At 44.5% G+C, this 14,516-nt stretch carries 14 protein-coding genes; 8 read left to right on the top strand and 6 right to left on the bottom strand.

Annotated elements, in window-relative coordinates; genetic code table 11:
- The first annotated feature begins 183 nt into the window (after positions 1-183).
- From QUA10_RS03635 to QUA10_RS03610, 6 genes are all read left to right on the top strand, one after another.
- On the top strand, positions 184-834 hold the full coding sequence (locus tag QUA10_RS03635; RefSeq protein WP_333081102.1) for a response regulator transcription factor: 651 nt from the start codon (positions 184-186) through the stop codon (positions 832-834).
- A 337-nt stretch (positions 835-1,171) separates the two neighbouring features.
- Complete coding sequence (locus QUA10_RS03630; RefSeq protein WP_006633075.1) at positions 1,172-1,693, top strand: LabA-like NYN domain-containing protein; 522 nt, start codon at positions 1,172-1,174, stop codon at positions 1,691-1,693.
- Between the two features lie 188 nt (positions 1,694-1,881).
- A complete protein-coding gene (locus QUA10_RS03625; protein ID WP_333081103.1) occupies positions 1,882-3,522 on the top strand; it encodes a 2-isopropylmalate synthase in 1,641 nt (546 codons plus the stop codon).
- A 142-nt stretch (positions 3,523-3,664) separates the two neighbouring features.
- A complete protein-coding gene (locus QUA10_RS03620; protein WP_333081105.1) occupies positions 3,665-4,465 on the top strand; it encodes a class I SAM-dependent methyltransferase in 801 nt (266 codons plus the stop codon).
- Positions 4,466-4,511: 46 nt separating this feature from the next.
- Positions 4,512-4,808, top strand: a complete 297-nt coding sequence (locus QUA10_RS03615; protein ID WP_333081106.1) for an antitoxin family protein — start codon at positions 4,512-4,514, stop codon at positions 4,806-4,808.
- On the top strand, positions 4,802-5,269 hold the full coding sequence (locus QUA10_RS03610) for a type II toxin-antitoxin system VapC family toxin (protein WP_333081107.1): 468 nt from the start codon (positions 4,802-4,804) through the stop codon (positions 5,267-5,269). The genes QUA10_RS03615 and QUA10_RS03610 overlap by 7 nt, the downstream gene beginning before the upstream one ends.
- An 89-nt stretch (positions 5,270-5,358) precedes the next feature.
- Here QUA10_RS03610 and hisC read toward each other — a convergent pair whose 3' ends face one another.
- From hisC to QUA10_RS03590, 4 genes are all read right to left on the bottom strand, one after another.
- Positions 5,359-6,405 carry a histidinol-phosphate transaminase gene (hisC, locus tag QUA10_RS03605; protein WP_333081109.1) on the bottom strand — a complete coding sequence of 349 codons (1,047 nt, stop codon included), beginning with the start codon at positions 6,403-6,405 and terminating at the stop codon, positions 5,359-5,361.
- 52 nt (positions 6,406-6,457) lie between these two features.
- Positions 6,458-7,171, bottom strand: a complete 714-nt coding sequence (locus QUA10_RS03600; RefSeq protein ID WP_333081110.1) for a glycerophosphodiester phosphodiesterase family protein — start codon at positions 7,169-7,171, stop codon at positions 6,458-6,460.
- Positions 7,168-8,019, bottom strand: a complete 852-nt coding sequence (locus QUA10_RS03595) for an alpha/beta hydrolase (RefSeq protein ID WP_333081111.1) — start codon at positions 8,017-8,019, stop codon at positions 7,168-7,170. Before QUA10_RS03595 ends, QUA10_RS03600 begins: the two co-directional genes overlap by 4 nt.
- 177 nt (positions 8,020-8,196) lie before the next feature.
- Complete coding sequence (locus QUA10_RS03590; protein WP_333081113.1) at positions 8,197-9,258, bottom strand: esterase-like activity of phytase family protein; 1,062 nt, start codon at positions 9,256-9,258, stop codon at positions 8,197-8,199.
- A 240-nt stretch (positions 9,259-9,498) separates the two neighbouring features.
- Here QUA10_RS03590 and QUA10_RS03585 point away from each other — a divergent pair, with 240 nt between their 5' ends.
- A complete protein-coding gene (locus tag QUA10_RS03585) occupies positions 9,499-10,833 on the top strand; it encodes a tetratricopeptide repeat protein (protein ID WP_333086171.1) in 1,335 nt (444 codons plus the stop codon).
- 199 nt (positions 10,834-11,032) lie between these two features.
- Here QUA10_RS03585 and QUA10_RS03580 read toward each other — a convergent pair whose 3' ends face one another.
- The gene (locus tag QUA10_RS03580) at positions 11,033-11,557 is read right to left on the bottom strand and encodes a GNAT family N-acetyltransferase (protein WP_333081115.1); all 525 of its coding nucleotides are present in this window, start codon (positions 11,555-11,557) and stop codon (positions 11,033-11,035) included.
- Positions 11,558-12,002: 445 nt separating this feature from the next.
- Here QUA10_RS03580 and QUA10_RS03575 point away from each other — a divergent pair, with 445 nt between their 5' ends.
- The gene (locus tag QUA10_RS03575) at positions 12,003-14,054 is read left to right on the top strand and encodes an ABC transporter ATP-binding protein (protein WP_333081116.1); all 2,052 of its coding nucleotides are present in this window, start codon (positions 12,003-12,005) and stop codon (positions 14,052-14,054) included.
- Between the two features lie 119 nt (positions 14,055-14,173).
- On the opposite strand, the gene QUA10_RS03570 is transcribed toward QUA10_RS03575, so the two are convergent.
- Positions 14,174-14,392: a hypothetical protein gene (locus tag QUA10_RS03570; RefSeq protein ID WP_006633087.1), complete on the bottom strand. Its 219-nt coding sequence runs from the start codon at positions 14,390-14,392 to the stop codon at positions 14,174-14,176.
- Positions 14,393-14,516: the final 124 nt, after the last annotated feature.

Genomic DNA, 14,516 nt, shown 5'->3' with positions numbered 1-14,516 from the left:
GTAAGACACTCAGAAACAGCCATCGATTACAGGTTGGGAAGCGGTAATACCCGCCCCGCTTTCCCTCACCGCCATCCCTTCAGTCGATCGTCGTCCTCCACTCCCAGCCGGGTGGCGGGGGACTGACCGAAAAAACAGAAGTGAAAACAAGGAAGTATGCGGGATACTTTAGCGGGAATAAACATGACAAAGGACAATAATTCAGGAGAACAAAAACGGCTGATGCTGGTTGACGACGACCCCAATTTGATCTTGCTGGTCAAGGACTACTTGGAGTTTCGGGGTTACAACGTCATTACAGCAGAAAACGGCAGAGACGCTCTGGAAAAACTAGAACAAGAAGTTCCCGACTTGATGATCTGCGACGTGATGATGCCGGAAATGGACGGCTACACTTTAGTCAAACACATCAGAGAAGACCCTCGCACGAGCTGGATTCCGGTTCTTTTCTTGTCCGCAAAAGGTCAAAGTTCAGACCGAGTAAAAGGCTTGAGCACTGGGGCTGACGTTTATATAGTCAAGCCTTTTGAACCAGAAGAACTAGTGGCCCAAGTGGAATCTTCTCTGAAAGCAGCATCCCGCTTGATTAGCCACTCAAATCCCGGTATGGACAGTGGCCCAAAAATTAAGGCGCGCCGCAATGTCGAATTGACTCCCACTGAGTTAAAGGTCGTACAGTTGCTAGCGCAGGGTATGGCAAACCGCCAGATCGCAGACGTGATGAATGTCAGCCAGCGGACAATCGAAAGCCACGTCAGCAATATGCTGGGCAAAACAGGTCTGCACAACCGGACAGAGTTAGCTCGCTGGGCTCTTGAAAGCAAAAAGGCTTGAGCGGAGGTAGTCTGCGCTATGAAATCAGGGGAGCAAAATCTACTGCTATGCGCTTCGGTATGCCTGCTTGGCGGTAGGGCGGTGGGCACGGTAGTTTGAAGGCGCCATTAACCTTGACACGGCAGCCGGTATTGAGTTACTAGGCGTATAGTTTGTGAGGGCCCCTCGCTCAAATGCAAGCAGGGTTAAAAGAACCCTCTGGCGGTAGAGCCGAAAATATGAAATACTGGGGAGATGGAGTTTTCTGAAGTCTAATCTATTGCCTCAGTTAGCTCCATGTTGCTAAAATGTGATATTTAGATTAACTTCTTTCTACAATTATTAGGTCTAAGTTTCTATGACAAACTTAATGAACCGCCTTTCTATTTTTGTGGACGGGAACAATATGTTCTACGCTCAACAAAAGAACGGTTGGTTTTTTGATCCTCGCAGGGTGCTCGAATATTTCAAAACTTCGCAGCCGAATGTCATCTTGATCAATGCTTTCTGGTATACGGGTCTCAAAGACCCCCAAGATCAAAGGGGATTTCGAGATGCTTTGATCAGTCTGGGTTACACGGTTCGCACTAAAATTCTTAAGGAATATTACGACGATGCTTCGGGCAGATATTCTCAAAAGGCTAATTTAGACATAGAAATTGTGGTTGATATGTTTAATACCGTGGATCAATACGACCAAGTTGTGCTGTTTAGCGGGGATGGGGATTTTGAGCGGGCGATCGAGCTGCTCCGCTCGAAAAATACTCATATTACTGTGGTATCAACCGAAGGAATGATTGCTAGAGAGTTACGAAATGCTACAGATAGGTATATAGACCTAAATGAAATTAGGGAACATATCGAGAAGATGGATTATTAGTCAGTAGTTATTAGTCATTAGTCATTAGTTATTAGTCATTAGTCATTAGTCAGCAGTCATTAGTCAGTAGTTATGGGTTATGGGTTATTAATTATTCGTTATTGGCGCGAGACACGGGACTGGTGACTGGAGGCTAAAAATCCAGAAAAACGGACAAGTAAAAATCAGGAAAACACTTTTTTAGAGCTATGAAAACTCAACCAAGTCAAGACCGGATTATTATTTTCGATACGACTTTGCGAGACGGAGAACAATCTCCGGGTGCATCTCTGAATGTGGATGAAAAGCTGACGATCGCTCGCCAGTTAGCGAGATTGGGCGTAGATGTGATTGAAGCGGGTTTCCCTTTCACCAGCACGGGAGATTTCGAGGCAGTCCAAAAAATAGCCCGATCGGTTGGCACAGAAAATGGGCCGACAATTTGCGGTTTAGCGAGGGCGAGAAAGGAGGATATTAAAACAGCAGCCGAGGCTCTGAAACCCGCAGTAAATTCGCGAATTCATACGTTTCTGGCTACGTCCGATATTCACTTGGAGTATAAGCTGAAAAAGACGCGGGCTGAGGTTCTGGAAATTGTGCCGGAAATGGTAGCTTACGCTAAGTCTTTTGTGGATGATGTGGAGTTTTCGCCGGAAGATGCTTGTCGATCGGAACCGGAGTTTTTGTATCAGGTTCTAGAACGAGCGATCGCAGCCGGTGCGACTACTGTTAATATTCCCGATACTGTCGGCTACACGACTCCGAGCGAGTTTGGGGCTTTGATTCGGGGAATTAAGGAAAATGTGCCGAATATCGATCGGGCAATTATTTCGGTGCACGGTCACAATGACTTAGGATTGGCTGTTGCTAACTTTTTGGAAGCTGTGAAAAATGGCGCCAGACAGTTAGAATGTACGATTAACGGGATTGGCGAACGGGCGGGAAATGCAGCTCTGGAAGAGTTGGTAATGGCGCTTTACGTGCGGCGCCAATATTATAATCCGTTCTTGGGCCGGCCTGCTGATTCTGAGGAACCGCTGACAAATATTGACTCGCGCCAAATTTATAAAACCTCGCGGTTGGTTTCCAATTTGACGGGTATGTTGGTGCAGCCAAATAAGGCGATTGTCGGGGCAAATGCTTTTGCTCACGAGTCGGGAATTCACCAAGATGGGGTGCTAAAAAATAAGCGGACATACGAGATTATGGACGCTGAGTCGATCGGCTTAACTGAAAATCAAATCGTCTTGGGCAAATTATCCGGCCGCCACGCATTTCACACTCGCTTGAAAGAGTTGGGTTTTGAAATGGCCGACGATGAGCTAAATAAGGCTTTTGTCAAGTTTAAAGATTTAGCGGACAAGAAAAAAGAGATTACGGATTGGGATTTAGAGGCCATCGCCAATAACGAAGTGCACCAAGCGCCAGAACTTTTCCGGTTAGAATTGGTGCAAGTTTCCTGCGGCGACAAATCTCGCCCGACAGCAACTGTCACTGTGCGGAATCCGGCGGGGGAAGAATTGACCGATGCTGCGATCGGCACTGGGCCTGTGGATGCGATTTACAGGGCAATTAACCGGGTAGTAAACGTACCCAACGAGTTGATCGAGTTTTCTGTACAATCGGTAACAGCGGGAATAGATGCGATCGGCGAAGTAACAATTCGCTTGCGCCACGAAGGCAAAGTATTTTCCGGTCACTCAGCAAATACCGACATTATCGTAGCGTCCGCAGAAGCATACATCAGCGCTTTAAATCGCCTGTATCAGGCATTGCAGCATACTACTGAAAAAGCCTCGGAACAGCCAACTGCGATCGGAAACCAAGTTGTTGCAAAAGCACAGCGCTGATAAATTTACTGTCAGCCATTTTTCTTGAAACAAACCGCAGACGAACCCATATCCAAGCAGATAAATCTCAATTAATCTGCCTTAATCCGGGTTTATCTGCGGTTTAAAATTACTTTTTTTACTAATAACCAACTCTTGAAAAATGCAAGACGAAACTTTAAAAAAAGAGCGACAATTCCACGATGCTTGGGCATCCACAATCGATATTGACGGGATTCGAGTCAATGATTACTTTGAAGCTTGTACCGCCCCAGAAAATAGATTTATTGTCCAGCAAATGGGCGATATTACAGGCAAACGCCTGTTAGATTTAGGCTGCGGCGCGGGAGAAAATAGCGTTTATTTTGCGAAGAAAGGCGCAAATTGTGTGGCGGCAGACTATTCTCAGGGCATGGTAGAAGTTGCCCTGAAATTGGCTGAGAAAAACGGCGTCAAAATAGACGGCTGCACGGTGAATGCAATGGCTATGGATTTCCCGGACAACAGTTTTGATATTGTTTACGCTTCTAATTTGCTGCACCATTTACCGGAACCTGAAAACGCAATTCGCGAAATGCACCGCGTCCTGAAGCCTGGGGGTAAAGCTTGTTTTTGGGACCCGATGAAGCACAATCCGGTGATTAATGTTTACCGTAGAATGGCGACTGAGGTGCGAACTGAGGATGAAAGTCCTTTGGATATTAATATTGTAAATTTTGTCAATTCTTTGTTTTCCGAGACCGCTTACGATACGTTTTGGCTGACATCGCTTTGGATTTTTTTGCGCTTTTATTTGATTGAAAAAGTGCATCCAAATGAGGAGCGTTATTGGAAAAAGATTATCATTGAACAAGAGAGATTGAAACCGCAATACTCTCGGTTAGAAGGGTTGGATGGCTTTTTGAAGAAGTTGCCTTTGATGAAGCGTTTGGCTTGGAATTTGGCTGTGGTGGCAACGAAGTAATTAAAAGAAGTACAATAAGTCAAAGCATTTAATTAAGAGGCTAATTATGCCAGAAACTATTACTGCTATCTACGAAAACGGGGTTTTTCGTCCCTTGAGTCCTTTGTCATTGAATGATGGGGAAACTGTGCAGATTCAACTCTGGCCAGATGACCCAAAAAAGCAGGCAGAATTGGCAATCCAGTTTTTAGTTGACCGAGGATTGGTGACTCCACTACCTAACAATCCCCATAACGTCGAGGCTGTCACTGATGAAGATGTGTATGAATTGGCTAAAAGGTTAGGGGCAAAACCGGGCAAGCCTCTGTCAGAAATGATTATCGAGGATCGCGGCCCGTGGTAAACATTTATTTTTTGGATAGCAGCGCCCTCATCAAAAGATATGTGGTTGAAATTGGCAGCCCTTGGATAAAAACGCTCACGGATTCCCAGACGGGTAACTCGCTGCTTGTAGTCCGCATCACCTGGGTGGAAGTTCTTAGTGCTTTTGCACGCAGACAACGTGAAGGCGGTATAACTGCTGCGGAAGTGGCTGCACTTATTCAAAAATTTCGCTCGGAATTCAATAGTCGGTATAGAGTTATCGAAGTTGATCTGGCACTGGTTGAAAGGGCGGGTGAACTGATTGTTCAATATCCGCTGCGGGCTTATGATGCTGTGCAATTGGCGGCTGCTTTGCGCGTTCAATCTGTTTTAACATCAATCCCAGATACTCAACTAATTTTTGTTTCGGCGGACAACAGATTGCTGGATATTGCTCAGTCGGCCGGGTTGGCGATCGATAATCCTAATAATTATCCGTAATCAAGCTGTTGGTAGTGAGGAATGCAAGTCTTCATACCAATCAGAGGACTAAAGTCATCACTAGAAACTAATTTTAGTGCGATCGTTATTTAGAGAATTTCTTTCAAAGTTTTAACTAATATTTGATTCTGTTCCTCCGTACCTACACTAATCCGCAATTTGTCTTCTAATCGCGGCTGATTGAAGTATCGAATCAATATTCCCCGTACTTTCAGTGTTTGATAAATTCTTTCTGCATCGCCGTTTGGTGGCCGCACTAACAAAAAGTTGGTTTGCGAAGGCCAAACGTCAAAGCCTAATTCCTTGAAGCTAAAGGCTAGTTTTGCTCTGGAAGCCTTAATCTTTTCGGCGTTGGCTATTTTGTGGTCTTGATCTGCGATCGCAGCCGCCCCCACTGCATAAGCTAAAGCATCCACATTATAGCTGTCTTTGATTTTATTTAATTCAGCCAGCAGCGCCGGATTTGCTATGCCAAAACCCAGCCTCAATCCTGCCAGGGAATAACCTTTTGAAAGCGTTCTCAAAATAATAACATTACTGTACTTTTTTGTCAAGTTCAAAGCATTTTGTTCGGCGAAATCTACATAAGCTTCGTCGATAACAAGAATACCGGATAACTCTTTCGCCAGTTTCTCCAAATCGGCAACAGATATGGCTGTTCCCGATGGACTGTTGGGCGAAGCTACAAATGTCACTGCACCCTGGGCTGCTATTAGCAAATCGACTGGTAACTTGTAGTCGTCGGCATAAGGAACTTCGACAAATTCTGCCTCTTGAATTTCTGCCAAAGTGCGGTATAAAACGTAGGTAGGCGCAGGACAAACAACTGGTTTATCGGCTTCGCCCACAGCGCGAACTATCAAGTTTAATAAATCGTCGCTGCCGTTACCTACAATAATCCAATCGTCAGCAACTCCCAAAACTTGACTAGCAGCAATGCGGAAACTTTTGCCAGTTGGGTCGGGATAGCGCCGCAGCATTTCTCCGTCTATTTCCTGAAGCACTTTTAAGGCTTTTGGAGAAGGTGGATAGGGATTTTCATTAGAATTTAGTTTAATAATTTTTGTGCCTAGCGGTGGCTGTTCCCCCGGCACATAGCCAGACATTTCGTGGATGCTTTTGCGAAAGTAATTCATCTATTATCTGCGTTTATCTGCGTTTATCTGCCTTCATCTGCGATTAAAAATATCATATCAAACAATTAGTGACTATCCGCGTTATACCCAAATCAACTAACTTTTGCATATCCGCTCGATCGTCCACCGTCCATGCCACAATGTCAACTCCCTGACTCCGGCTTTCTGGAATTAGTGCGGGGTTTTCCAGCAAAACGCGATACTGGCTGCTAATCAAATTATCCTGATAGGCCACAGCTTGAGCTAATTGAGTTTTGTACGCTTCTAGATTAGCAACAATGTGTCCGATCGCCAAATCGCCAGATAGCCGCCGCACTTGTTCCAGAAATCCATCGTTAAAGGAGGTAATAACGCATTTGTGTTGGATTTCTTCGCCCTTCAAAGTATTGACAAAATCCGCGACATCTGCGTCAGACCACTCGCAGTGAGGTTTGACATCAAAGTAAAGAAATTTGTCAACCTTTTTGAGTATGGTTAATGATTCTTTTAAAGTAGGAATTTTTTCTTGTGAAAATTCCTCGCTAAACCATTTTCCTGCATTAAGTGTTTGCAATTGAGACAGGGTTGTTTCCCTAACTTTGCCAGAAACTCCAGTGATTCTATCTAATGTGGCGTCGTGAAAAATCACTGGTACGTTGTCGGCGGATAGCTGGATGTCAAATTCGATCGAATGAGCTCCGCTGGCGATCGCCAGTTCAAAAGCTGCTAAAGTATTCTCCGGGGCGATCGCCGAAAATCCCCGATGTGCGATAATTTCTAAATTCACTGTCTTGTGCCCTCTAAAAAATCTGCCACAGTTTGATTAAAAGTTTCCGGTTGAGTCAAAAAAGACCAGTGATTCCCAGGTACTTTTGCAACGGTAAGATTTTTCAAGTATCTCTTGTATGGCTGCATTTGCCAAGCCATGCGATTTACGCCTTTTTCCGGCTGTACAAACAAAGTCGGTATCTCAATATTTTCAGTTAAACCCGCAACTTTCATCACTTCTGCAAATATCGGATTTCTGGCTGCAATCGCAAATTTACTGCCCCAAGTTCCGTCCGATTTTTGTTCGATTTGGTGTTGGAATACCATTTGCTGCACGTCACTCCAATCTGCGTATTCTCCCGATTGTTTTGCTGCTGCTTCTGCTTGGGCTAAAGTCGCAAACGGGCCCACACATTTGAGACAGTCTAATTTTCGGTAAACAATTGGCAGGGTGAGTTTCATCGCGGCGGGCATTTTGGTGATGAAGATGGGGTCTACTAAAATCATACTGCAAAAGCGATCGGGATTTTGCCTCGCCCAAATCGCTGCTAGTTTGCCCGTCCAAGAATGGCCTAAAATGTGGGCGTCAGGCCAGTTGAGATGTGCCATCAAAGCTTCTAAATCTGCGATCGCACTTTCAAAAGTATAGTCGGTTTTCGGTTTGCTACTCTCTCCGTGACCGCGCATATCTGGCGCTACAATATGATAGCGGTTGGAGAAATAATTGCCCAAGCTAGTCCAGACACACGCACTATCTGCTAAACCATGTAACAACAGCAAACGCGGAACTTTTTTACCTGTTTCTGGCTTCCATTCTAGGTATGAAAATTCCATTCCTGGCAGATGCAAAGTTTTACGCATTGGCATAATTGGGGGGTTTTATAGTTAGAGAAATGTGATTTAAGTTTTTTATGAACAGCCAAGATGCCTGTTCCACAAAGAGTTAATTTTCTTCTACTGTTTTCATAAACAGGCAATATCCCTGTTTCACAAAGAATAAATCTTCTTGTGGGGTGGGGTGGGCTTCTAGCCCGCCCTTCTAACTTAACCTTTGCCCTTCAAACTCAACAAGATAAACTGAGTTTTCTGCGCTTCATCAAAATTGTCATCGCTGACCAAAACTAGACTCTGGCTGCCATCGGGCAAGCGCGGGCCGAGGGTCATCCCCTCTAAATTGTACAGCGGAATTCCGAGTTGGCTTAAGTCGAGCAGCAACTTTTTTTTAACAGATTCGACTGCCACTCGCCCTTTAAAACTCTGGATTCTCGAAGTATCTGTAGCCGCCCCAACCGCTACTTGATAAATCCTAGCGCCGTATCCCGACAGCCCAAAAGAACGTTCTAAACTCAGAATCTGACCGCCACCGACAGTTACTAATTCTGTTAAACCGTTCAAAACTGTCATAGGAACTTGGTCTAACTTGTAAAGATTTTCCGATACTAATTGCGGCGTTTTATCGACGATGACATAATGTAAAAGACGGAGTTTATTTTCCTGTTCCGGGTCTAAATCTTGCATTAACGGCGCTTCCGTAGCTGCAAACAAACGAAACGGATCTAGACCGCCAGAACTAAAGGTTTCTGGGTCGATGGTTAAAGATTCAAAACCTAAATTGTCCACCACTCCTTGCTGCTGTTTTTCATCGCTGGCATCTGGAATATAGCGCTTTGGTATCGGCAATTTTCCCCGCATTTGCCCTGTTTTGAGGTCAAATTCACCGAGAAAAGGAGGGATGCCAACATGAGTAACGCCTTCGCTGGCGACAAATACTGAGTTGCGAGGAGAAAGGGCGATGCCTTCGGGATTGATGGAACCCCAAGAGAAGGTTTCACCGTCTGCTTTTTTGAGAGATGTAACGCCTTCAACGGTAACTTTTTTCAGGCGAATATTTGCTGGATCGCTTGATGTGAGGTCGAGTCTGAGACTGTAAAATCTCGCTTCTCCGTTTTCGCTGGGGTCGTCGGAAAGAGCGTAAAAGCGATAAGCTTTGGAATTGACTGCGCTAATACCTTTGGGGTCGTAGGTAATTCCTGACAAACCGCCGACTGGTACTCCTTCAAAATTGATTTTTGGCAATTGGTACTCGCCCAAAAATTCTAGAGACATTTCTGGAAAAGAACGGTCCTTTGCAACTGCGGGAGGGGGGGCGCAAGCTGTGCAAACAGTTAACAGAATTAGGACTAGACTAAATAAGCGTAAAATACGTTGGCGAAGCCCTCGAAGAGGATCGCCCAACGTCTTTAAATCCTCATAATTGCTCAGTGCGGTAGTTTTTATTTTGTTGCTCTTGTTGAACAGTTTGCTTTTGTGCCATCTTTGTGACATAATTTATACCGTTTTGTAGATATGCAAAACTTGATGTTTCCAGAAGAGATGCCGAATCGTGGCAACCAAATTTTAAGAATGAGAAGTTCTGTGCCAATTGGGTGCTTGCTTTTCTTGTGGCTGTGTGCTGGTTCTATTGCTAGCGCCCAAACTAATCCACCAGGCCTCGATCAATTTTCTCCTAATCCTCTAGAAATTACCACACCCGATCCCCTAGCTCCCGCTAACGAATCTTTGAGCAGCACTCAGCGGGACGAACTGACAGCGGCTTTGGAGCAGTTAAACTTAGAAGCAGCGGCTAAACTGGAAGCTGGAGACGGCGCTGGTGCTTTTGAAATTTGGTTCCGAGAATTGCGGCTGCGTAGGTATCTCGGGCCTGCGGCGGAAATTGCTGCTTTGAGTCGGGTGGGAAGTGTTGCTTGGAGTAACGGTAAAAACCTCGAACTACAGCTTATTACCAAACGGTTGCAAGCAATTCAAAAAGAAGTCAAATCCCAAGTACCACTTAATACTGAGTTGCTCCCCGCCTTCGCTGCTGCTTTTCAGCAGGTGCGCGCTAAAGGCCCGACTGTAGAAGTTTACCAAGAAATTCTCGAAAATGCGCGCCAAAACGAAGATATATTGGCTCAAGGTCAGATTTTGAAGGCGATCGGGCTTATTCACATCAATTGGTTGAGTTACGATAAAGCGGCTCCTGTGTATGAGGAATTGGCAACTTTAATTCAGGAAAACCGCGATTTATTTGCTGCTAATTCTGCTGTGCCAACTTCTGCTGTTGTTGCGGGAAACGGCGCGCCACCACAGCCTGTAACTCCTCCAACTGAGGTAGATACTCTCAGACAGTTAGCTTATGTTTACCAACAGTCGAAACAACCCTTAAAGGCGATCGCAGCCAGGGAAAAACTAGCATCAGTGTATGTCAACCTGCAAAATCCCAGCGCTATACCACCGCTCAAAATTGCGATCGCCAGCGATTACCAAAGCATAGGTCAAATCAATTTAGCAGCTCAATACTATCAGGAAGCATACAATTTAGCCGTCCCCATTCAACAGTATGCCCAGGCTAGCGAAGCTTTGGATAAATTAGCATTGCTTTATCGATCGCAAAAGCAGTGGGAGCCGACTTTGCGGATTTATCAAATGCAGTTGCTGTTAGAAGAGCGGGCTTACAATTTCTACGGATTGATGAACACTTATGACAATATCGGTCAAGTTTATCAAGAGATGAAGGCTTACGATAAGGCTTTGGAATCCTATCAAAAAGGGTTGGACGTGGCTAAAAGATTGGGACACAGACAAGAGTATTTTGCTAAGAAAATTCAAAAAGTTAACAAGCAATTGCAAAAAACTTCCTAGTTGTCAGCCGACAATAATGCCAATTGGCGATGCGAGTAATTTAAATGCAGTAAGGTGTGCAATGCACGCCTTACAAAACTACTTTTGACCGAGAATTTCTTCATAGTACCCGCCACGTGATTTATCCGTGGAATCAATCCAAAATCTAAAATCCTCAAGCCCCCGAATTGATCCGTGGGGTCAATCCAAAATCCAAAATCTAAGATCTAAAATCGAATGACTCGTAGGTTTCTCGCGAGATAGAGTAATATAGTACATCAGTTTCGTAATAGCGAGCATTTTTTTCATATTTCATGCCAACTTTCTGTATCACCCGCTGCGAGGCGATATTTTCGGGTCGGGCGATCGCAACTATTCTCTCCAACTTTAATATTTGAAATCCATAGTTAAGACTAGCAAAAGATGCTTCTGTAACCAATCCTTGATTCCAATAAACTTTGTCTAGCGCATAGCCCAGCTCAACTTCCGGTGTCTGATCCAGAAAAGCCAGTCCGCAGCGGCCAATCATTTTACGGTCTATTTTATGTACTAAAGCCCACATTCCGAAATTGTTTTCTGCCCAACGTTGGACCATGTTATGAATGGCGCTTTCTGTTTCTTCTCTAGTTTTAACTCCTCTCAAGTATTTCATTATTTCTGCATCACTGTAAATACGGTACAGCTCCTCTAAGTCGTCTGGCGTAAATTGTCTCAGATACAATCGGGCTGTCTCTATTTCTTGCATAACTTTTAACCAAAAAGTCTAATACACTTTCTTGGGGACGACGGTGAAATGTAAAATCAATCTCTTCAATGCAGTGAACTGCCTTTGGAAAACCTAGCATTTGATCCAGCAAATAAAACCCGTGGCCAACTCTATGTCTAAAGGCATAAAGTGGCAAGTAGCGGGTATCCGCAATTGTAATAAATATGGGCGACTGAGCGCTGTCTGGTTCGATAATTTGCTGGCTATGTAGAAGATTTGCTAATTTGACTGACTCTATTTGCTACAATTATTAGTTGGATATATTGTACAGCTTTTTTGCTAAAAGCTGATCGAACCGATCTCGCCGCGCGCCCTACAAGCCGCGCAGCGAAAAAAACGCTCGATATCCTCAGCAAAAGCCGCCGAATTTAGCAGCATAATAGCTTTTGCAATCTAAAATCTAAAATCTAAAATCTAAAATCGGATGACTATTTCCTCACCAGTAGCAGACACCAAAAACAAATCCGGCCAGGAAACAGACTGGCGGTTATTTCTGAGGTTGGCATCTTATGCAACCCGCAGCAAACGCTTGCTGATTATTTCGATCGCACTATTAGTACCGCTAGCAGTCTCAGGAGCAATTCAACCCATTCTCATCGGACAGGCAATTTCGGTAATTCGCTCGGAACCTACCTACGAATTCTTGCGAGGATTGTCGCTATCTGCTGCATTGAATATTTTGGCTATTTTGCTGATGCTAACTATAACACTTAGATTAGCACTGCAATCACTTCAAGGCTATTTAGTCACGAAAGTAGGGCAAATAATTACTACAGATATTAGAAATGATTTGTTCGCCCACGTCACATCGCTAGCAGTGAGATTTTTCGATCGCACTCCTGTCGGTAAATTGATGACTCGCCTCACCAGCGATGTAGAAGCTTTGGGAGAGGTTTTCTCTTCAGGGGCGATCGGCATTGTCAGCGATCTATTTTCAATTTTAGTAATTGCCATTTTCATGTTTACCATGCAGTGGCAACTAGCTTTAATGTTGGTGCTGATGATGATACCAATTACCGCGGTCATAATTTATTTCCAGTACCAATATCGCATAGCCAATTACAATACCAGAGAAGAACTTTCCGAACTCAACGCCCAATTGCAAGAAAACTTGACTGGTATTGGCGTAGTGCAGCTATTCCGCCGCGAAAGGTTCAATTCACAATTGTTTCGCGTCACGAATAAACGCTACATTAAAGCAGTTGACAAAACTATATTTTACGACTCAGCAGTATCTGCGACTTTAGAATGGATTGCTTTAGTAGCGATTGCAGCGGTTTTGTGGATGGGTGGTCAAAGGGTTTTAGCCGGTAATCTTAACTTTGGTACTCTCTCTGCATTCATTTTATTTGCTCAGCGTCTCTTCGATCCGCTGCGGCAATTTGCGGAGAAATTTACCGCCATTCAAGCAGGATTTACCGCCGTCGAACGGATTAGCGATATTCTCAACGAACCGATCGAAATTAAAGATCCAACTAGCGGGAAGAAGGAAGAAGGAAGAGGGAAGAGGGAAGAAGGAAGAGGGAAGAGGGAAGAAGGAAGAAGGGCAGGTTATTCACCGTTGTTGATAACTGGACACCCAGAGGCGACTGCTTACAACTTGTCTCCGTTCGATCGCGAATTGGCAGATAATCCTCAAAATCCACCAAGTTCAGAATATCGTTTATTGCCCAAAAATCCCCCATCACCCCCCGCCAACCCCCCCAAGCTTCGAGGGGGAGAAAATGCTAAATCGCAGAATTCAGAATCGGGAGAAATCCAATTTGACAACGTGTGGTTTGCTTACAAAGAAGACGAATATGTCCTGCAAAACCTCAATTTCACCATCAAATCCGGCGAAAAAGTAGCATTAGTTGGCCCCACCGGTGCAGGCAAAAGTTCGATTATCCGTCTCCTGTGCCGCCTTTACGAGCCTAGCCGAGGACGGATTCTGGTTAATCATGTGGATATTCGGGATTTGCCTCAAGCAGAGTTACGCAGGCACATAGGCGTAATTATCCAAGATGGCTTTCTATTTGCTGGTGACGTGAAGAGCAATATCAGCCTGGGAGAAAGTTACTCGATTGAGGAAATCCAAGCAGCAGCAGAAAAGACAAATGTTGCCCGTTTAATCGAACAGTTGCCTCAAGGTTATGACACAGAATTGCGGGAACGGGGAACCAATCTTTCGGGGGGACAAAAGCAATTATTAGCGTTTGCTCGCGCGGCCATCCGCAATCCCAGTATCTTAGTTCTAGACGAGGCAACTGCTAGTTTGGATGTGGGGACGGAAGCTTTAATTCAAGAAGCTCTAGAGCGTTTGATGGCGGACAGAACGGCGATAATTATTGCCCACAGGCTCTCGACTATCCGAAATGTCGATCGTATTTTAGTGCTCAAACGCGGGCAGTTAGTAGAGTCTGGCAGCCACGAAGAGTTGTTGCAGCTAGAAGGTTTGTATGCCAGTTTGTACAAGCTGCAAATGCTGGGAAGTTAATATGTGAAGGAAGAAGGAAGAAGGAAGAAGGAAGAAGGAAGAGGGAAAATTCTCGGAATCCCCTGATACCCGGCTTCTGGAAAAAGTCGGGTATCTAAAATCTAAAATCTACAATCGGCTCACTTGCCCGAAATCATTTTCCCCAAGGTTTCGGGCAGGTGAATTATATGTTGAAACAACTGATTGGGGCCGATGCCAAACAATAACTGCATCGTCAGCACAATTGCTGCTAAACCAATCGCTGTCCCGATGCTGGCTTTCAATACTTTAAAAGCCCAATTAAACACTAACCAAGATACAAGTAACGAAGCAATTAAGATAATTAGTTCTATTGGCATATAACATTTTTAACTCTACATAAATTACGTATCAAAACCAAAGAAACCTGGTTTTTTATCTGTGTTAAAGGCTCAATTTCAGTATTTTCGTAAAAAACCCGGTTTCTGCCTCCAAGACTCTACT

Origin of the sequence: Microcoleus sp. Pol8_D6, assembly GCF_036700965.1 — a bacterium.
GTDB lineage: Bacteria > Cyanobacteriota > Cyanobacteriia > Cyanobacteriales > Microcoleaceae > Microcoleus.
The sequence above is the reverse complement of the archived record's forward strand: the minus strand, read 5'-3'. Positions and strand labels throughout refer to the sequence as shown.

What these genes read in the sequence shown, in the direction of transcription:
- QUA10_RS03635 (WP_333081102.1), top strand. Translation starts at nt 184, where the DNA reads ATGACAAAGGACAATAATTCAGGAGAACAAAAACGGCTGATGCTGGTT.
- QUA10_RS03595 (WP_333081111.1), bottom strand. Translation starts at nt 8,019, where the DNA reads ATGCCAATGCGTAAAACTTTGCATCTGCCAGGAATGGAATTTTCATAC.
- QUA10_RS03570 (WP_006633087.1), bottom strand. Translation starts at nt 14,392, where the DNA reads ATGCCAATAGAACTAATTATCTTAATTGCTTCGTTACTTGTATCTTGG.
- QUA10_RS03625 (WP_333081103.1), top strand. Translation starts at nt 1,882, where the DNA reads ATGAAAACTCAACCAAGTCAAGACCGGATTATTATTTTCGATACGACT.
- QUA10_RS03590 (WP_333081113.1), bottom strand. Translation starts at nt 9,258, where the DNA reads ATGTCTCTAGAATTTTTGGGCGAGTACCAATTGCCAAAAATCAATTTT.
- QUA10_RS03580 (WP_333081115.1), bottom strand. Translation starts at nt 11,557, where the DNA reads ATGCAAGAAATAGAGACAGCCCGATTGTATCTGAGACAATTTACGCCA.
- QUA10_RS03620 (WP_333081105.1), top strand. Translation starts at nt 3,665, where the DNA reads ATGCAAGACGAAACTTTAAAAAAAGAGCGACAATTCCACGATGCTTGG.
- QUA10_RS03575 (WP_333081116.1), top strand. Translation starts at nt 12,003, where the DNA reads ATGACTATTTCCTCACCAGTAGCAGACACCAAAAACAAATCCGGCCAG.
- QUA10_RS03585 (WP_333086171.1), top strand. Translation starts at nt 9,499, where the DNA reads ATGCAAAACTTGATGTTTCCAGAAGAGATGCCGAATCGTGGCAACCAA.
- hisC (WP_333081109.1), bottom strand. Translation starts at nt 6,405, where the DNA reads ATGAATTACTTTCGCAAAAGCATCCACGAAATGTCTGGCTATGTGCCG.
- QUA10_RS03615 (WP_333081106.1), top strand. Translation starts at nt 4,512, where the DNA reads ATGCCAGAAACTATTACTGCTATCTACGAAAACGGGGTTTTTCGTCCC.
- QUA10_RS03630 (WP_006633075.1), top strand. Translation starts at nt 1,172, where the DNA reads ATGACAAACTTAATGAACCGCCTTTCTATTTTTGTGGACGGGAACAAT.